Here is a 16,083-nt window from a genome sequence, read left to right as displayed (position 1 = left end):
GACATGAAGCGCCGCCTCCGGATCGCCGGGCTCCTCGCTCTTCCGATGACCTGGCTCATCGGGATCTACATCTTCTCGCTGGTCATGCTCCTGGTGACCGCCTTCTGGATCACCGACCCCTTCACCTCGAAGGTGAAGCCCGGTTTCACGCTGCGCAACTTCGAGCAGCTCTTCGTGAACCCCGCCTACCTGTCGACGTCGCTGCGCACCCTCGGGATCGCGCTCGCCGTCACGGTGCTCGCGGTGCTCATCTCCGTGCCGCTCGGCATCTTCATGGCGAAGGTCGCCTCGCCGTGGTTGCGTGCGCTGCTCGCCGTCTCGATCACGCTTCCGCTGTGGGCCGGATACCTGGTCAAGGTGCTCGCGATGCGGATCACTTTCACCGAGCAGGGCTTCGCGAACTGGCTGCTCGCTCCGTTCGGACTCAGTGGCCCGGGGTTCACGGTCTTCACGGTCGTGCTCACCCTGACCTACCTGTGGCTGCCGTACATGGCGGTGCCGGTCTATACGGCGATCCGCCAGGTGCCGCCGAACCTCTTCGATGCATCGGCCGACCTGGGCGCGGGCTCGTGGCGCACGATCGTCGCCGTGGTGCTCCCGCTCATCAAGCCGGCGCTGATCGCCGGTTCGGTCTTCACGTTCTCGCTGAGCCTCGGCGATTACCTGGTCGCGCGGTTCGTCGGAGGGGACACGCAGATGATCGGCAGCGTGATCGCGTCGAACATCAACCTCAACCCTCCGCTGGCGGCCGCCTACTCGCTGGTCCCCATCGCGTTCGTCGTCATCTACCTGGTGAGCGTGCAGCGCACCGGCGCCCTGGAAAGGATGTGAGTCGCACATGCTGAGACTGTCCCGCACCTCCAAGATCGTCCTCGGGGTCATCGTCGCGATCGTGCTCGCGTTCATGTACATCCCGCTCGCGCTCGTGGTGCTCAACTCCTTCAACGCGGCCCGCATCGTGAGCTGGCCGGTCGCCGGGTTCTCCCTGGAATGGTGGGGGAAGGCCTTCACGAGCGAGCCCGTGCGCGCCGCACTCCTGAACTCGATCCTCGTGGCGGCGGGGGCGACGGTGATCGCGGTCATCCTCGGCACGCTCGTGGCGTTCGCGCTCCAGCGGTACTCGTTCTTCGGTCAGCGTGCCGTGAACCTCCTGGTGGTGCTGCCGATCGCCCTGCCCGGCATCGTCACGGGCGTCGCCCTGAACAACACCTACAACCAGCTGCTCGAGCCGATCGGCATCCAGGTCGGCTTCTACGGGATGATCATCGCCCACGGCACGTTCTGCATCGTCATGGTGTTCAACAACGTGCTCGCGCGGCTGCGGCGCATGAACCCCGGCATCGAGGAGGCGTCGAAGGATCTCGGGGCGAGCCCGTGGCAGACGTTCGTGCTGGTGACGCTGCCGCAGTTCCGCAGTGCGCTCATCGCCGGCGCCATCCTCGCCTTCGCCCTCAGCTTCGACGAGGTGTACGTGACGATCTTCACGGCCCCGCCCGGCGTCGACACCCTCCCGCTGTGGATCATGAACCAGATGGCCAGGCCCAACGAGGCCAACGTCGTCAACGTCGTCGCGACGGTCGTCATCGTCGCGTCCTTCCTCCCGGTGTGGATCTCGCAGCGGCTCGGCAGAGAGGTCGACGAGCGCGACTGACGGGGAAGGGGCGATCTGCAGGAAGCGCGCCCCTTCTCAGTCGTCGGTGCGGAACCCCGCCGCCTTATGGGTGCCGTCGCAGAACGGCTTGATCGCCGAGAGTCCGCAGCGGCACAGGGCCACGGTGCGTCGGTGGGGCGGGAGCGGTTCACCGTCGCTGGTGCGCAGTTCGACGTCGCCCCGCACCAGCAGAGGACCGTCGGGATACGGTGTGATGGTCACCGGCTCCCTGCCGCTCATGACGACACCCGCGGCCGCAGTGCCGAGGAGCCAGCCGCCCAGGACTCCAGCGTGTGCGCGCCCGCCCAGCCGTCGACCGTCAGACAGGCGGCCGCGCCGAACAGGATGTCGGGGAGCAGGTCGGGGTGATCCTCGGCGAGGCTGCCGGCGAGGTCGCGCGCGGCGATCTGCTCGTGCACCGCGTCCGCCTCGACATGCTCGTCGAAGTACTCGGTGACGTCGTCGCCGAACCCGAGGCGGCGCAGCCCATCGGCGTACAGCTTGCACGGGATCGACGACGTCATCTCGTATGCCGCCAGGTGACCGACGATCGCGCCCACGAGCCGTCGGTTGAGGCCGAACAGCGACATCATGTTGTGCGACGCGAGAGTGATCGCGGGCACGTCGTCGACGTAGGCTCCGTACGTGTCGTCGAGGCCGGCGCCGCGCATGGCCCTCGCGAAGATCTCGGCATGCACGCGCTGCGGTCGTCCTCCGCCGTACTCGTCGGCCTGGATCTCCACGAGCGCGGCCTTCGCCCGGCCCTGCAGGCGCGGAATCGCCCAGGAGTGCGGGTCCGCCTCCCGCAGCGTGTACACCGACCGCAGGATGAACGTCTCCTCCGCCTGCTCCCTGGTCGCCTTGCGCGCGACGTGGCGGGAGAGGCTCGGCCCGGTGTCAGCCGCGGCGAGAGCGAAGAGGGCGCGGCCGACGGCGTCGACGGTCGGCTCCGGAAGCTCCGGCATCGGCACGCTCGCGCGCAGAGCCTGCTCGAAGGCGGCCTCGAGCACACGCCGTGTCGCCAGGAGCGCGGGGTCCCACTCCCGGTCGGCATCGAGCTGCGGGAGCGACCCGTAGGCCGAGGCGTAGAGCACGAAGAGCGCGAGCTGGAGGTCGTCGTCGCGCACGATGTCGGCACTCGACGCGACGGCGTCGGCGGCGAGAGCGGTGTGGTCCGTGACCTCGTGATCGTCGTCTGTGAGGTGCGTGATGATGGCACGGCTCACCGGCCCTCTGTCGCGGAACGGGAGGGCCGTAGCGGAGGTGGTCGCCGGGGCGGAGATGGTCATGATTCTGGCTCCCAAATCGGTGTGGAGTCTCATCCTGCGGGCAGAGTCGACTCGGAACCAGGGACTTGACGCGCGCGCTTGCGCAGGGCAGGAGACGCAGCGGTCGCGATCGATCAGGGGCAGATCTCGAACACGTGGTCGTCGTCCTCCGGGGTGACGAGTTCGCGGTCGCGGAGCACCATCGAGGCGGGCGAGGTGTCGTCGTCGCACATCTCGGCGAACGGGCGGGGGAGTTCGTCGGTGTACTCGATGTCGATCACGTGGTCTCCGTACACGTCGGTGTAGGCATCGCACTCCGTGTAGGCCGCGCACTCCTCGGTGACCGCGAAGTCGAAGCCGGCGCGCTCGTGCAGCACGGCGGCGTCTTCTGCGGCGTTCTTCTGCCCCGCGGCGAGCCCCGACGAGTGGGCGGCATCGACGAACAGCGCGGCCAGCGCCAGGTTGTCGTCGAGGGTGAGCGCTCCTGCCGACCGGGTGTACGAGTCGAGGTTGTCGAACTCGACCGCGTCGAAGCCGGCATCCGCGCAGCCCTCGATCCATGGGGTCACGGTGTCGGCGATCCGCTCCCGCGCGCCGCGGCTCGCCGTGTCGAGCACGGCCTCGTCCGGCCAGTCCGGGTCGAACACGACCTCGCCGTCGCGGTGGAGCAGCAGGTCTTCGGGCCAGGTGTCGAGCTCGCCCGGCTGGGTCTGGAAGCCGTTGACGTAGCAGATCGAGTACACATCCGGTGCAGGGTCCGCGCTCCGGTCTCTCCCGACGATGCCGACCTCGGATGCCGGTTCGTACGAGCCGCCCAGCTGATAGTCGGGCACGGCACCGGCGGGCGGAAGCACGACGGAGTCCATGGTCGAGGTCGCCGCGCAGCCCCCGAGTGCGACCAGCACGACGGCGGCGCACGAGAGCAGGGCGGCCCGTGCCGCCGCGATCAGCTCTTCGCTCCGTACAGCTCCGCGATCTCCTTCGACCCCATGCCCTGGGCATAGGTCGGGTGCTGCGGCCACCCCTCGGGGAGTCCTCCCACTGCTCCTGCCGCCCGAAGGGGAGCAGGTCGACCAGGCCCTGGAGGTGACTGAGTCTCTCGGTGCCGCGGCCCTCGGTGTGCCAGGTCCGGTACACGGTGTCGCCGTCGCGCAGGAAGACGTTCACGCCGAACCCCGCGTTCGGGGGTGCGTCCACGTCGGCGCCGAAGGTGCTCGCGGCGCTCGAGTACCAGTCCATCCGATTCCCGACGCGCTCACGGTAGGCCAGAGCCTCCTCGATCGGACCGTTGGTCACGATCACGAAGCGTGCGTCGTAGTAGCGCTCGAGCACGTCGAGGCGTGTGAACTGCGACGTGAAGCCGGTGCAGCCGGGGCACTGCCACTCGCTGCCGTCCGACCACATGTGGTTGTACACGATGAGCTGCGAACGTCCGTCGAAGATGTCCGCGAGGCGGACCGGTCCTTCTGCCCCCACGAGCGTGTAGTCGGGCAGCTCCACCATCGGCAGCCGTCGTCGCTGTGCCGCGATCGCGTCGAGCTCCCTGGTCGCGGCCTTCTCGCGCACGCGCAGCCGGTCGAGCTCGCTGCGCCAGGTCGCGGCGTCGACGACGGGGGAAGGGTGGATTCTGCGCTGCTCACGGTGACCTCCGGGTGCGGGGCGAGGATGCGTCCAGTCTGCGCGCGGTCACCGACACCGTCAATGCGTGTCCGGCCCCGAGGCGACCACGTCTGCGGGCACGGCCTCCGCCGGATTCCTGCGGATGCCGATCCACGACACCACGCCGCCGACCACGAGCAGTGCCGCCGTGACCCACGCGGCGTTGTGGAACCCGTCGAGATCGAGCGCGCCGCCGACGATGGTCGACAGCATCGCCACCACGAGCAGCCCGGCGACGCGGGAGACGGCGTTGTTCACGGCGGATGCGATGCCGGAACGACTCTCGTCGATCGCGCCGAGGATCGCCGCGGTCAGCGGGGCGACGGTGAGCGAGAGGCCGAGGCCCATCACGATCATCGCGGGCAGCACCTGCCACCAGTAGTCGAAGTCGGCGGAGACGAGGAGCAGCATCAGCGCACCGACGGCCATGATCAGCGGGCCCACCGTCATGAAGATGCGGGGTCCCCACCTGCCGGCCCACTGTCCGGCGCGCGAGCTGATGAGGATCATGAGGATCGTCATGGGGAGGCTCGCGAGTCCTGCCGCGGTCGCGCTCAGCCCCGCGCCCTGCTGCAGGTAGACGCCGACCACGAAGCCGTTCAACGACAGCGCGGCGTAGACGAAGAGCGTGGCGAGGTTGCCCCACCCGAAGTCCCGCACGCGGAACAGCGAGAGCGGCATGAGCGGCGACGCCGAGCGCCGCTGACGCAGCAGGAAGAGCGCGAACAGCACGACGCCCAGGACCGCGGGGATCCAGATGGCCGGTGACTGCCAGCCGAGGTTGGGCTGTTCGATCAGTGCGAACACGACGGCGCCGAGGCCGATCGCGCACAGGGCGCCGCTCCACCAGTCGACCTTGATGCCTCGCGGATGCTCGGGAAGATGGAGCCGGGCGAGGAGCATCAGCGTGACCCCGATCGGGATGACGTTGATGAGGAACACGAACCGCCAAGAGAGGAAGTCGACGAACAGGCCCCCGAGCAGCGGTCCGACCAGCTGGGCGCCCGTGGTGAACGCGGTCCACACCCCGATCGCCCTGGACTGCACATCGGCCCGCATGGTCGCCGTGATCAGCGCGAGGGAGCTCGGGACGAGCAAGGCTCCCGCCGCCCCCTGCGCCGCGCGGGCGACGATCAGCATGAGCGGATCGAAGGCGGCGGCCACGGCGATGGACGAGATGCCGAACGCGATGAGTCCGATGCGCATCACCAGCACACGGCCGTAGGCGTCTGACACCGAGCCGGCCAGCAGGATCAAGGCGCTCAGCGTGATGAGGTACGCGTCGACCACCCACTGCTGCGTGGTGATGCCGCCGCCGAGCTCGCGGCTGATCGCGGGCAGCGCCACGTTCACGACCGTGCCGTCGAGGAAGGTCACGAACGAGGCGAGCACCGCGATCGAGATCACGAGGCGCTGGAGCGGAGCGAAGGATGGCACACGCCGACACTACTCCCGGCCTCGGACGCACGGCCCGCGGTTCAGGGAGCCGGCACCGGCTCCTGGTGGGGTTCCGGGAGCGGGTCGGATCGAGGGGTCGGGTCCGGTGCGGGAGTGCCCGCACGAAGAAGTCGTGCGAGTCCGCGGGTCCCCTCGTCGGCGAGGGCTCGGCGTTGCCGTTCTGCACCGGTTCCGCGAGCGCGCAGCAGGTCGAGCGCGGCGCCGACCCGGTCGTCGTCTCCGAGTTCGTGCAGGGCGGGGGCGATCACCCCCGCATCCGATCGGCGATAGCCCAGGCGTCATCGATCTCGCCCGTGGCGGGGTCGAGCAGCCGGGCGCTCATCCCGTGGCGCGCCGCCGTCCACAGCGAGGCGTCGATGCCGTCGACGCCGACGTCCGTCTGCGGCTGGTCCGTGGTCAGCACGAGCGCCCGTGCGAGGAGCGCGGCGAGCACGGAGTCCTCTGCGGTGAGCTGGGCGTCGAACACCCTCACCTCGACGGTCGGATACCGCTCCGAGATCCGCACGGCCCAGGCCAACGAGGAGGTCTCGGTGATCGCGCGGAGGCCGATGAGCCTGTGCACATGTGTGGAGTAGTCGTCGAAGTCGTGGAACCGTGGAGGAGACCACGAGGTCGGGAGTCTGCGGATCAGGATGCTGCGCCAGCTGGCGAACCCGGAGTCGCGGCCGCTCGCGAACGGGCTGTTCCCGGTGAGGGCGAGCAGGACCGGCAGCCATCCCCGCACGCGGTTCAGCGCGCGGACGCGTTCCTCGTCATCGGTCACCTCGACGTGCACGTGGAGTCCGTTGACCTCGTGGTCGCGGGTGAGGTGCCCGAGTTGCTCCGAGACCTCGTCGTAGTGAGCGGACGGCGAGACGGCCGAGGTGTGCGTGGTGGCGAAGGCCGTGCCCGTTCCCGCGGCGATCGCCTCCTGCTCCTGCGCGTGCCAGCCGATGAGTCCGCGGAGGTGGCGCAGTTGCTCCTCGGCGGCGGCGGCCGTCGACACCGGCTCGGTGAGGCACTCGATCTGGGAGGTCAGATACTCCTGCGTCACCTCGCCGCCGGTCCGCAGCCGCGTGATGCGCTCCCGAGTGCCGGCAGCGAGAGTCACGGGCACCAGAGAGTGCTGATCGAGGAAGAGGAACTCCTCCTCGACGCCGAAACGCGCCATCCGGGGCCTCAGTGATTCCTGAGGGCCGAGATCAACTCGGACTTCCGCTTGCCGCTGTAGCCGGTGAGCCCCAGCTCTTTCGCGCGTTCGCGCAGCTCGGGAACGGTCCAGTCCTCGTAGTCGCCGTGCTCGCCTCCGCGGCGGCCGATCGTGCTGCGGCCCTCCTTCGCGGCCGCGTTCGAGATGCGTGCGGCCTTCTCCTTCGAGGCGCCGTCATCGCGCAGCTCTTCGTAGAGTTCGGGGTCCTTCAGCGAATTGTTCCGTCGTCCAGGCATGTGCTCGTCCTTTCGCGCACTCGGAGGGTGGAAGTCAACCCCCTCTGCGAGATGTCCATTCGTGGATACCGTTGGGTCACCGCAGTCGGGCGCTTGCGCCCCGAAAGAAGGGAAAGACCGATGAACATCCTCCTAATCATCGTCATCGTCGTCGCTGTGATCCTTGCGATCACCGGAGGACTGGTGCAGTCGCTCCAGTTCCTTCTGTGGGTCGGGCTCGTCCTCCTCGCGATCGCCGTGATCGCCTGGTTGATCCGAGCGATCAGCGGCAGCCGCAAGGTCTGACACTGAAGGTCTGATCCTGAAGAGGTGAGGCCCGCCCATCGGCGGGCCTCACCTCTTTCGGCGTCCGGGACCGGGCGCCTACTTCTTGTCGAACGCGTCGCGCACGCTGTCGCCGGTCTTCTCGGCGGCGTCCTTCACGTTCTGACCGGCCTGCTTGGCCGAAGCCTTCACCTGGTCGGCCTGGCCCTCGGCCTCGAGACGCTCGTTGTCGGTGAGCTTTCCGACGCCCTCCTTGACCTTTCCGGAGGCCTTCTCGGCGGCGTTCTTGATGTCGTCTGCAGCACTCATGTCCTGCTCCTCTCATGGGTCGGATTCGACTGATCCCGACCCTCGCATGCGGGCGCGGAAGCAGCCACGGGATTGACAATCGGCGCGGGCCATGTCAGCGTCCCGCCCATCGACGCGAGTCCCCGCGAGCGACTAGCCTGGCGCCAGGCGGGTGGTCCTGCCCGCCGGTCTCTACTCACGGAAGCGGTGTGCGATGGACTCGATGATGATGGGCGCCATGTCGAAGAACATGGAGTCGATGCCCGACATGCAGATGATGGACATGTCGGTCATGCAGGCGTGCATGGATGCGTGTGCCGCGTGCGAGCAGGCCTGTACGGTGTGCTCGACGCAGATGATGGACTGTTCCCCCGCGTGCATGAACTGCGCCGACATGTGCAACACGATGATGCGCTCGATGATGCGGATGCAGGGCATGACCCCGGCGTCGATGATGGCGATGCTGGACGCCTGCATCGCGATGTGCCAGACCTGCATGGACGAGTGCATGGAGCACGCCGACATGAGCGAGGTCTGCCGGATGTGCGCTCAGGCGTGCCAGGCGTGCATGGACGCCTGCATGGCGATGAAGAACATGATGATGGCGGGTGCCTGAGCGGCGAGACCTGTTCGCCGCGCGGGGCCGTCAGAGGGCGGCGACGTTGAACTGGGTGCGTCCGACCGCGAGGACCCCGTAGCGCCCGTGCAGTGCGACGGGGGTGCCCGGCGCCGCTTCGAGTGCGGCGCCGGGCGCGTTCCACAGTGCGTGGACGTCTCCGTCGAGCGTGCGCACGACGAGGTCGCCGGTGAGAGCGTCCGCCGACTCGACGAGAGCGTCGACCCACTCGGCGGGCGTCGCCGAGGCGATCCGCGCCTGGATCAGGTGCAGCGCGTGACCGGGCGCGAAAGAGGAGCACCGGTCGCCGTGGCTGCACATGCACGCCGCACGCTCACGCACCGGGAGGGGCGAGGGGCGGTTCAGCGGCGTGGACACGGCGGTCTCCTTCTTGTTCGACGTTCCGGAAAGACTAAGTCGCCTGTCTGCCGCTGCCCAGGCCGGGCGACACGGAGTGAAACAAACGGGTGTAGGCTCGCCGGGTGCTGTCGTCGATGAGCGCCCTCGGGGCGCAGAGCGGAGCTGCAGGCGCTTCCCGCGCCGCAGACAGAGGCTGAGGACTCACCGGAGGCGGACCCCCGTCGCCGGTGTCGAGTCGTACCCGGCGTCGCGTCGGGATCCTTCCGCCATCGATTCGCCCTCCGTGGGCTTCACCCCGAAAGCACCTCTCTCATGCGTCCCATCGACGAGCGCGATATCCGCGCGTCCTTCCTCAACGCCTCCCGCAAGGAGGTCTCCGACCTGACCCTGCCCGCCGGGTTCGCCGACATCGATTTCGATCGGCTCGACTTCCTGGGCTGGGTCGACCCGAAGATGCCCCGGCGGGCCTATGTCGTCACGTGGATCGACGACGCTCCGGTCGGCGTGTTCCTGCAGCGGGCGGAGCAGCGGGTGATCGCCCGCGCGCAGTGCTCGTGGTGCGAAGACGTCACGCTCCGCAACGACGTCCAGCTGTTCGTGGCGCGCAAGGCCGGCGCGGCGGGCCGCAAGGGCGACTCCGTCGGCGTCCTCACCTGCGCCGAGTTCGGCTGCAACCGCAACGTGCGGATCCTGCCGCCCTTGGCGTATCAGGGCTTCGACCGCGAGTTCGCCCGCGACCTGCGCATCCTGCGACTGCAGGAGCACGTCGCCGGTTTCCTCGCGGAGGTCGCCGGTCGCGCCATCTAGGCGACGTGTGCGCGTCCGCCGACGCGGGCGCGCACGTGTTCCTCGGCCGCACCCGCCAGGTGCGCGGACAGGCGGGCGAACTCGTCGAAGCTGCGTCGGCCGGGCCAGTCGGCCGGCAGCATCGAGGGAGGAAGCCCCGGGTCGGTGTAGGGCAGCACCCTCCAGCGATCGATGAGCTGCACGTACGCGGCGAACGGATCGTCGGGGAGCGTCGTCAGAGACTCCTGGAACGCGAGGTGCTCGGCGCGCAGCGCAGCCAGGTCCCACCACTGCGCCGCGGCCTCGACGAGGGAGCCAGCGACGACGGGGGCGGATGCCTGGAACAGCGTCGCCCATCGACGCGCGTCCAGCTCCTCCAGGATCTGCAGAGCCTCCGCCTGCAGGTGACCGGGACAGATCCACAGCGCGGGTGACACGACCCCTGCGCCGATCCAGTGCAGGCGTCGACGCAGCTGGTGGCGGATGCTCCTGGCGCTCTCGGGGATCGAGAAGGAGACCAGGCACCAGGTGTCGGCGTCCGTCATCTCACGCATCCGGAAGATGCGTCTGTCGCCCCGCTCCAGCATGCTGATGGCGGCCGGATTGAGCCGATAGCCGATCGGCCCCGAGCGTTCGGCGATCAGCAGGCCCTTCTGCTTCAGTCGGGCGATGCCGGTGCGTGCCGCAGCCGATTCGATGCCGAGGTCGCCCGCGAGCGCGACCAGATCGGCCGCGGAGATCCATCCGCCGAGCGGCCGGAGGAAGAGGCCGACCAGGGTGCGCAGCAGCGACGCGGTGCTGCCGGGCCGTGCATCGATGTCGTCCAGCACGGTCGCGGCTGCACGCTCAGAAGTCACCGGACTCCAGGGCGTCCCGAACCGCGATGACCCCCGTGACGGTCTCCAGGTGCGACGTGCTCAAGGGGGAGAGGCCGAGGCGGATGCCGTCGGGGTACCGGAAGTCCGGGATGATCCCGTCCGTCCAGAGTCGTCGGGTCACGTCGCGGAAATCGGGGTGACCGATGGTCACATGGCCGCCGCGCAGGGCGGCATCGCGCGGGCTGAGCAGGCGCACGCCGAGCGGCGCGAGGAGTTCGTCGTACGCCCGCACGGCGAGGTCGGTGAGCGACTGCGACTTCGCCCGCACGCCCTCGATCGAGGACTCCTCGATGAGGTCGAGCATGCCCTGCATCGCCAGCATCGACGTCACCGGCGGGGTGCCGCTGAGCAGTTGGCGGATGTCGCCGGACGGCACGTATTCGGGACCCATCGCGAAGATGTCCGCGGCGCTCCACCAGCCCTGGATCGGCTGACGCAGCACACCCTGGAGCCCGCGTCGGAGGTAGGCGAACGCGGGGGAGCCCGGTCCGCCGTTCAGGTACTTGTACGTGCAGCCGACGGCCAGGTCGACGCCCCACTCGTCGAGCTGCATCGGCACGACGCCGACCGAGTGGCAGAGGTCCCACATCATGAGGGCGCCAGATGCGTGCACGGCTGCGGTGATGGAGGGCATGTCGGCCAGAGCGCCGGAGCGGTAGTCCACGTGGCTCAGCGACACGAGAGCCGTCCGCTCCGTCACGACCGCTGCGACATCGTCGACCGTCACTCCCGACACGGGGTCGGGCTCGAGCCAGCGCAGGGTCATGCCCGTCTCGGCGGCCACGCCCTCGGCGAGGAACCGATCGGTGGGGAAGTTCCCCGCCTCGATCACGAGCTCGGTGCGGGCGGGGTCGGCGGCCGCGGCGGCGCGCATGAGCTTGTAGATCAGCACGCTGGTGGAGTCGGCGACGACGGTCTGGCCTGCGGCAGCACCGAGAGCGACGCGGCCGATGCGGTCCCCGAGCTCCATCGGCAGCGCCATCCACTGCTCGTCCCAGGAGCGGATCAGGCGGGTCCCCCAGTCGTCCCGCACGAAGGCGGCGAGCTTCTCCGGGATGTCGCGCAGCGGGCGGCCGAGCGAGTTGCCGTCGAGGTAGGCGGTGACGCCTGGCGCCTCGGCGAACGCGTCGAGGTGCGCGTGCAGCGGATCGGCCGCATCGAGGGAACGGGCCGTGTCGAGCAGGGAGATGTCGCGGGGATCGGTCATGTCACACCTTCAGGTCTGCGGGGGTGAGGGGCGGGCGTCGAGGGGGTCTGCGCACGCCGGGGTCGCGTGGGGGAGCAGCAGCAGGACGGAGCCGGGGTCGAGCGGATCGACGGGGGCGAGCGCGCGCAGTAGAGCAGTGGTGTCGAGGCCGGCCTCGCGGAGGGCGGCGACCTCGCGCGGGTTCAGGTCGACGGGCATCGGCCCGTTGCCCATGTCGGTGCCGTAGCGCACGGCGCCTCCTGCCGCGTGGAATCGTCGCACGTTGTCGACCGCGATCCCCGTTCGGGGCCGTCGTGGATGGCGAGCGTCGAGATCCAGGAGACCGAGGCCGCCTGGCGTGCGATCTCCTCGTCATCGAGGCGCTCCGTGAAGGGCGCATGTGCGAGGAGGGCTGCTCCGAGCCGGGCCACCTGCGGCGCCTCGCACGGTCCCTCCGCGTGGGCGACGACGGGCAGGCCGCGATGTGCCGCGAGCCGGACGATCGTGCGGAACAGGTCGTCCGAGAGCACCGGGCCGGCGACGCTGTTGCGGGCGACCTTGATGTGCGAGGCCCCGGCATCGGCCATCTCGGCGACGGCCTCTGCCGCGGCGTCGGCGTCGGCGATCTCGCGGACCGAGCCTTTCGGAGCCCACGAGCGATCGGAGGGGTAGCCGCCGGGCGCGGTGAGGAACGCCCCGGCGAAGCCGATCGCGACCGATCCCCTGTGCGCGGCGAGCGTGCGCAGCACGTCGGGGGTGCCGCCGAGGTCGACCACGCGGCCCAGGCGCGACCCGGCGAGCTGGGCATGGTCGACGAGCTGGAGGTGCACATGGTGGTCGGTGAAGCCCCCGACGATCACGCCGTCGAGGGGCGTGAGCCCGGTCGACGGAACATCGTCACGCAGCCGCGCGCGCCCGTCGACGGCCTCGACGACGCCCGCGCGCCAGCCGGAACCGTCGAAGAACGTCACGGAACGCATCAACTGCCGATCTCGGTGCGCACCGTGTAGAGCTCGGGGAAGAACGTCAGATCGAGTGCGCGCTGCAGGAAGCCGACGCCGCTGGAGCCGCCGGTGCCGACCTTCATGCCGATCGTCCTGGCGACGGTCTTCAGGTGCCGGAACCGCCAGAACTGGAAGTTGTCCTCCAGATCGACGAGGTCCTCGCACGCCTCGTACAGGTCCCAATAGCGGCTCGGGTCCTGGTAGATCTCGCGGATCGCCGGCACGAGCTCCGGTGTCTCCCGGTAGGGCTCCCGCACGTCACGCTCGAGGATCTCCGTCGGGATCGGGAGCCCCCGGCGGGCGGCGAAGCGCAGGAATTCGTCGTACAGGGTCGGCTTCTCCCACTCCACGGTGAGCAGGGCGAGGTTGGCCGGGTGGTCGCGGAAGACGCTCAGCATCTTCTCGTTCTTGTTTCCGAGGGCGAACTCCACCGCCCGGTACTGCACGGACTGGAAGCCAGAGGAGTTGCCGAGAGCCCCGCGGAACTGGGCGTATTCGGTGGGGGTCAGGGTCGCGAGCACCGACCACTGCTGCGTCATCACGTCTTGGATGCGCTTGATCCTGGCGATGCGCTTGAGGGCCTCACGCAGGTCGTCGCGAGCCAGCAGTTCGCGCGCGGAGGAGAGCTCGTGCAGGAGCTGCTTGAGCCACAGCTCGGTGGTCTGGTGCTGGATGATGAACAGCATCTCGTCGTGGTGCTGCGGTTCGCTCACCGGGTGCTGCGCCGTGAGCAGCTGGTCCAGCGCGAGGTACGCCCCGTAGGTCATCCGCCCTGACAGATCGGTGACGATCCCGGACTCGAGGGCGCGCTCATTCTCGGTGTGCATGCGCTGAATATATCACTTCTGTGGCGATCGTCACAGGCGTGAAATGTTTGAGACTCAGCGGGTGGTCTGTGCGTCCAGGAACTCGACGGTCTTCTGCAGAGCCGTCCGCGCATCCGGCAGGTCCAGGTGGAACTGGTACTCGTGTGGCAGCTGCGGCTCGTGCGGGGCAGGCCAGAACTGGGTCGTGACGTCGACGCCGAGCTCATCCAGGCGCTTCGCCATCGGAATCGACTGCAGCCAGGTGAGTCCGTCCCCGTTGCCGCCGGAGATGTAGGTGGTCGGGAAGTCTGCGGTGACCCAGTCGATGGTCGACATCGTGGCGCCGGTCGAGTCCTCCGCCCAGGTCTTCGTGCCGGAGTACGCCCACATCGCCGACTTGAATCCCCATCCGGCGATGCCGTCGAGCTGCGCGAGGGCTGCCAGGTCGTACACCCCGCAGTTGAGCACGGTCGCCACCACCTGCTCCGGCTTCAGCGACGGCGTGATGTCCATGATCTCGGCGTAGGCGGGATTCGTGATGAGAGTGGCCATCTGGCTCGCGAGCTGTCCGCCGGCCGAGTCGCCGGCGAGGACGATCTGCTGCGGGTCGACCCCGAGCTCGTCGGCGTGCTCGTCGATGTACGCGAGTGCCGCGTCGAGCTGATGCACGGCGAGTGGATAGACGCCCTCGGGTCCGATCGTGTAGTTCACCGCGATCGTCGTGTACCCCTCGGCGGCGAGGATGCGCATGTACGGGTCGACGTTCTCCTTCGCGCCGGAGATCCAGGCCCCGCCGTGGATCCAGACCACGGTCGGCAGTGCTCCCGTGGCGGATGCGGGGCGGAAGACATCCATCGTGGTGTCCGTGCCGTCATCGCCGTACGAGATGTCCTTCTGCACGTCGAGCTTCGTGTCGGGCACGTGCCTGTCCATCTCGGCGGCGGTCTCATCGCCGCCCTTGGTGAACACCGCGCGGATGATCATCGCCGACGGCCACGGCGTGATGGATCCGATGATCGCGATCACCGCGGCGACGGCGACGATGATCCCCAGGGCGACCTTCGTCCGGTGCCAGGGTTTCCGCGCCTTCTTCGGGCGTGCGGACTCTGCGGTGTGCGCGTCGATGCTCATGGACCCCTCCAGGCAACAGTGTGGCAGCAATCCGTGGCGCCGCAGAGTCCGTCGAGCGGGATCTCAGCGGGCGAGGCCGGCGAGGAGCCGACGTTGGCCGTAGTCGAACGCGCGGTCGACGTCGCCTCCGAGGCGGAACGCGCCGGAGAGCTCCATCTGCAGGAACCCCGTCGCCCATGCGGTGAAGAGGCGGGCCGCGTCGAGGGCGTCGTCCTCGCCGACGACGGCGGCGCATGCGCGGATGACGGGGGCGGCCGAGCGTTCCAGGGCATCGCGGGGGACGGCCGCGGTGAACATGATGCGGAACCCCTCGGGGTGGGCGTGGGCGAAGGCGCGGTAGGCGTCGGCGAGTGCCGTGAGGTCGGCGGCGGCGTCGTCGAGGCGCACGGTCAGGGCGTCGACCGATGCCGTGGCGACGGCGGCGTGCAGGGCGTCGCGATCGCGCACCCGCTTGTACAGCGAAGGGGCGCGCACGCCGACGCGTGCGGCGACGGCCTGCATGGTCAGGCCTGCGGGGCCGGCGATCTCGAGGATCTCGCGTCCTGCCGCGACGATCTCCTCGAGGGATGTGCGTTCCGGTGTGGGCATGCGCGTCCTCTCTGGATGGCTATTGACAATAGCCATAGCTACGTAACGTAGCCATCGCAAACACTCCGAGAGGATCCCCCATGAAGCTCGCCCCGCATCTGCACCGCATCGGCAACGACATCGTCGCCGCGTACCTGGTCGACCTGCCGGAGGGGATCACCCTGGTAGACGCCGGTCTCCCTGGTCACTGGCACGACCTGCAGCGCGAACTCGACGAGATCGGACGGCCGTTGTCCGACGTCCGCGGCCTCGTGCTGACCCACGGCGACAGCGACCACATCGGGTTCGCCGAGCGTCTGCGCCGGGAGGCGGGTGTGCCGGTGTTCATCCATGCGGCCGACAGCCACCGGGTGCGCACGGGCGAGAAGCCCAAGACCCCGATGGGACCGGCGAGACTCGCACCCACCCTGGGGTTCTTCGCCTACGGGCTCCGCAAGAACGCCCTCCGAACGCACTACGTCCACGACGTCGTGGAGGTCGCCGACGGCGATGTGCTCGACCTGCCGGGGCTCCCGTCGTGGTGGGCATGCCGGGGCATTCGCCGGGCAGCATCGCCGTGCACATCCCGGTCGCCGACGCGGTCTTCGTCGGCGATGCGCTCACCACGCGGCACGTGCTCACCGGTCGGACCGGAGCGCAGCCCGCCCCTTCACGGATGCGCCGGACGACGCGCTCGCCTCACTCGACCGGCTGGCCGACCTGCCCGCCTCCTGGG

General features: G+C 69.2%; 21 protein-coding genes and 2 pseudogenes. 6 read left to right on the top strand and 17 right to left on the bottom strand.

Features of this window, described 5'->3' with window-relative positions:
* Nucleotides 1-3: 3 nt before the first annotated feature.
* The gene (locus K1X59_RS16635; protein ID WP_183150854.1) at nucleotides 4-831 is read left to right on the top strand and encodes an ABC transporter permease; all 828 of its coding nucleotides are present in this window, start codon (nucleotides 4-6) and stop codon (nucleotides 829-831) included.
* A 7-nt stretch (nucleotides 832-838) separates the two neighbouring features.
* Entirely contained in the window at nucleotides 839-1,651 is an 813-nt protein-coding gene (locus K1X59_RS16630) for an ABC transporter permease (RefSeq protein ID WP_183150853.1), read from the top strand.
* Between the two features lie 36 nt (nucleotides 1,652-1,687).
* Here the strand turns inward: K1X59_RS16630 and K1X59_RS16625 are convergent, their stop codons facing one another.
* The 8 genes and pseudogenes from K1X59_RS16625 to K1X59_RS16595 form a co-directional block, all read right to left on the bottom strand.
* Nucleotides 1,688-1,873 (bottom strand): CDGSH iron-sulfur domain-containing protein, encoded by a 186-nt coding sequence (locus K1X59_RS16625; protein ID WP_258566897.1) that lies wholly within the window; start codon nucleotides 1,871-1,873, stop codon nucleotides 1,688-1,690.
* Nucleotides 1,874-1,887: 14 nt separating this feature from the next.
* Nucleotides 1,888-2,940: an iron-containing redox enzyme family protein gene (locus K1X59_RS16620; RefSeq protein ID WP_220173602.1), complete on the bottom strand. Its 1,053-nt coding sequence runs from the start codon at nucleotides 2,938-2,940 to the stop codon at nucleotides 1,888-1,890.
* A gap of 113 nt (nucleotides 2,941-3,053) precedes the next feature.
* Nucleotides 3,054-3,824, bottom strand: coding sequence for an endo alpha-1,4 polygalactosaminidase (locus K1X59_RS16615; protein ID WP_309491592.1), 771 nt, complete (start codon nucleotides 3,822-3,824; stop codon nucleotides 3,054-3,056).
* A 41-nt stretch (nucleotides 3,825-3,865) separates the two neighbouring features.
* Nucleotides 3,866-4,545: pseudogene (locus tag K1X59_RS16610) on the bottom strand (DUF899 domain-containing protein).
* 72 nt (nucleotides 4,546-4,617) lie between these two features.
* Nucleotides 4,618-6,015 (bottom strand): MFS transporter, encoded by a 1,398-nt coding sequence (locus K1X59_RS16605; protein ID WP_183150851.1) that lies wholly within the window; start codon nucleotides 6,013-6,015, stop codon nucleotides 4,618-4,620.
* Nucleotides 6,016-6,056: 41 nt separating this feature from the next.
* Nucleotides 6,057-6,284 (bottom strand): hypothetical protein, encoded by a 228-nt coding sequence (locus K1X59_RS21830; protein WP_244632122.1) that lies wholly within the window; start codon nucleotides 6,282-6,284, stop codon nucleotides 6,057-6,059.
* Nucleotides 6,281-7,186 carry a YbdK family carboxylate-amine ligase gene (locus tag K1X59_RS16600; protein WP_244632121.1) on the bottom strand — a complete coding sequence of 302 codons (906 nt, stop codon included), beginning with the start codon at nucleotides 7,184-7,186 and terminating at the stop codon, nucleotides 6,281-6,283. Before K1X59_RS16600 ends, K1X59_RS21830 begins: the two co-directional genes overlap by 4 nt.
* 8 nt (nucleotides 7,187-7,194) lie before the next feature.
* On the bottom strand, nucleotides 7,195-7,461 hold the full coding sequence (locus tag K1X59_RS16595; RefSeq protein WP_183150850.1) for a Rho termination factor N-terminal domain-containing protein: 267 nt from the start codon (nucleotides 7,459-7,461) through the stop codon (nucleotides 7,195-7,197).
* Nucleotides 7,462-7,581: 120 nt separating this feature from the next.
* Between K1X59_RS16595 and K1X59_RS16590 the strand changes: the two genes are divergently transcribed.
* Nucleotides 7,582-7,746, top strand: coding sequence for a hypothetical protein (locus tag K1X59_RS16590; protein ID WP_017201713.1), 165 nt, complete (start codon nucleotides 7,582-7,584; stop codon nucleotides 7,744-7,746).
* Nucleotides 7,747-7,824: 78 nt separating this feature from the next.
* Here the strand turns inward: K1X59_RS16590 and K1X59_RS16585 are convergent, their stop codons facing one another.
* Nucleotides 7,825-8,034, bottom strand: coding sequence for a CsbD family protein (locus K1X59_RS16585; RefSeq protein WP_183150849.1), 210 nt, complete (start codon nucleotides 8,032-8,034; stop codon nucleotides 7,825-7,827).
* Between the two features lie 238 nt (nucleotides 8,035-8,272).
* Between K1X59_RS16585 and K1X59_RS16580 the strand changes: the two genes are divergently transcribed.
* Nucleotides 8,273-8,629 carry a hypothetical protein gene (locus K1X59_RS16580; RefSeq protein WP_258566896.1) on the top strand — a complete coding sequence of 119 codons (357 nt, stop codon included), beginning with the start codon at nucleotides 8,273-8,275 and terminating at the stop codon, nucleotides 8,627-8,629.
* A gap of 30 nt (nucleotides 8,630-8,659) precedes the next feature.
* Here K1X59_RS16580 and K1X59_RS16575 read toward each other — a convergent pair whose 3' ends face one another.
* Nucleotides 8,660-9,007, bottom strand: a complete 348-nt coding sequence (locus tag K1X59_RS16575) for a hypothetical protein (protein WP_220173600.1) — start codon at nucleotides 9,005-9,007, stop codon at nucleotides 8,660-8,662.
* Nucleotides 9,008-9,301: 294 nt separating this feature from the next.
* Between K1X59_RS16575 and K1X59_RS16570 the strand changes: the two genes are divergently transcribed.
* Nucleotides 9,302-9,796, top strand: coding sequence for an FBP domain-containing protein (locus K1X59_RS16570; RefSeq protein ID WP_183150847.1), 495 nt, complete (start codon nucleotides 9,302-9,304; stop codon nucleotides 9,794-9,796).
* Here the strand turns inward: K1X59_RS16570 and K1X59_RS16565 are convergent.
* From K1X59_RS16565 to K1X59_RS16535, 7 genes are all read right to left on the bottom strand, one after another.
* Nucleotides 9,793-10,632 carry a PaaX family transcriptional regulator C-terminal domain-containing protein gene (locus tag K1X59_RS16565; RefSeq protein ID WP_220173599.1) on the bottom strand — a complete coding sequence of 280 codons (840 nt, stop codon included), beginning with the start codon at nucleotides 10,630-10,632 and terminating at the stop codon, nucleotides 9,793-9,795. The two genes, K1X59_RS16570 and K1X59_RS16565, sit on opposite strands and share 4 nt — an antisense overlap.
* On the bottom strand, nucleotides 10,622-11,860 hold the full coding sequence (locus tag K1X59_RS16560; protein ID WP_220173598.1) for a kynureninase: 1,239 nt from the start codon (nucleotides 11,858-11,860) through the stop codon (nucleotides 10,622-10,624). The genes K1X59_RS16565 and K1X59_RS16560 overlap by 11 nt, the downstream gene beginning before the upstream one ends.
* 9 nt (nucleotides 11,861-11,869) lie before the next feature.
* Entirely contained in the window at nucleotides 11,870-12,091 is a 222-nt protein-coding gene (locus K1X59_RS16555) for a hypothetical protein (RefSeq protein ID WP_220173597.1), read from the bottom strand.
* On the bottom strand, nucleotides 12,043-12,810 hold the full coding sequence (locus tag K1X59_RS16550) for a hypothetical protein (protein ID WP_183150845.1): 768 nt from the start codon (nucleotides 12,808-12,810) through the stop codon (nucleotides 12,043-12,045). Before K1X59_RS16550 ends, K1X59_RS16555 begins: the two co-directional genes overlap by 49 nt.
* 8 nt (nucleotides 12,811-12,818) lie before the next feature.
* Nucleotides 12,819-13,670 (bottom strand): tryptophan 2,3-dioxygenase, encoded by an 852-nt coding sequence (locus K1X59_RS16545; RefSeq protein WP_183150844.1) that lies wholly within the window; start codon nucleotides 13,668-13,670, stop codon nucleotides 12,819-12,821.
* Nucleotides 13,671-13,724: 54 nt separating this feature from the next.
* On the bottom strand, nucleotides 13,725-14,780 hold the full coding sequence (locus tag K1X59_RS16540; RefSeq protein ID WP_183150843.1) for an alpha/beta hydrolase: 1,056 nt from the start codon (nucleotides 14,778-14,780) through the stop codon (nucleotides 13,725-13,727).
* Nucleotides 14,781-14,843: 63 nt separating this feature from the next.
* Nucleotides 14,844-15,368, bottom strand: a complete 525-nt coding sequence (locus K1X59_RS16535; RefSeq protein ID WP_183150842.1) for a TetR/AcrR family transcriptional regulator — start codon at nucleotides 15,366-15,368, stop codon at nucleotides 14,844-14,846.
* An 80-nt stretch (nucleotides 15,369-15,448) separates the two neighbouring features.
* On the opposite strand from K1X59_RS16535, the pseudogene K1X59_RS21825 reads away from it, so the two are divergent.
* Nucleotides 15,449-15,697: pseudogene (locus K1X59_RS21825) on the top strand (MBL fold metallo-hydrolase); the annotation flags it as partial.
* Nucleotides 15,698-16,083: the final 386 nt, after the last annotated feature.

The sequence above is a fragment of the Microbacterium sp. Se5.02b genome (assembly GCF_019464375.1).
Lineage (GTDB): Bacteria > Actinomycetota > Actinomycetes > Actinomycetales > Microbacteriaceae > Microbacterium.
Note: the sequence above shows the minus strand (reverse complement) of the source record. Positions and strands in the feature narration are given on the sequence as shown.

What these genes read in the sequence shown, in the direction of transcription:
- K1X59_RS16635 (WP_183150854.1), top strand. Translation starts at nt 4, where the DNA reads ATGAAGCGCCGCCTCCGGATCGCCGGGCTCCTCGCTCTTCCGATGACC.
- K1X59_RS16590 (WP_017201713.1), top strand. Translation starts at nt 7,582, where the DNA reads ATGAACATCCTCCTAATCATCGTCATCGTCGTCGCTGTGATCCTTGCG.
- K1X59_RS16540 (WP_183150843.1), bottom strand. Translation starts at nt 14,780, where the DNA reads ATGAGCATCGACGCGCACACCGCAGAGTCCGCACGCCCGAAGAAGGCG.
- K1X59_RS16620 (WP_220173602.1), bottom strand. Translation starts at nt 2,940, where the DNA reads ATGACCATCTCCGCCCCGGCGACCACCTCCGCTACGGCCCTCCCGTTC.
- K1X59_RS16580 (WP_258566896.1), top strand. Translation starts at nt 8,273, where the DNA reads ATGCCCGACATGCAGATGATGGACATGTCGGTCATGCAGGCGTGCATG.
- K1X59_RS16585 (WP_183150849.1), bottom strand. Translation starts at nt 8,034, where the DNA reads ATGAGTGCTGCAGACGACATCAAGAACGCCGCCGAGAAGGCCTCCGGA.
- K1X59_RS16595 (WP_183150850.1), bottom strand. Translation starts at nt 7,461, where the DNA reads ATGCCTGGACGACGGAACAATTCGCTGAAGGACCCCGAACTCTACGAA.
- K1X59_RS16630 (WP_183150853.1), top strand. Translation starts at nt 839, where the DNA reads ATGCTGAGACTGTCCCGCACCTCCAAGATCGTCCTCGGGGTCATCGTC.
- K1X59_RS16535 (WP_183150842.1), bottom strand. Translation starts at nt 15,368, where the DNA reads ATGCCCACACCGGAACGCACATCCCTCGAGGAGATCGTCGCGGCAGGA.
- K1X59_RS16600 (WP_244632121.1), bottom strand. Translation starts at nt 7,186, where the DNA reads ATGGCGCGTTTCGGCGTCGAGGAGGAGTTCCTCTTCCTCGATCAGCAC.
- K1X59_RS16545 (WP_183150844.1), bottom strand. Translation starts at nt 13,670, where the DNA reads ATGCACACCGAGAATGAGCGCGCCCTCGAGTCCGGGATCGTCACCGAT.
- K1X59_RS16570 (WP_183150847.1), top strand. Translation starts at nt 9,302, where the DNA reads ATGCGTCCCATCGACGAGCGCGATATCCGCGCGTCCTTCCTCAACGCC.
- K1X59_RS16560 (WP_220173598.1), bottom strand. Translation starts at nt 11,860, where the DNA reads ATGACCGATCCCCGCGACATCTCCCTGCTCGACACGGCCCGTTCCCTC.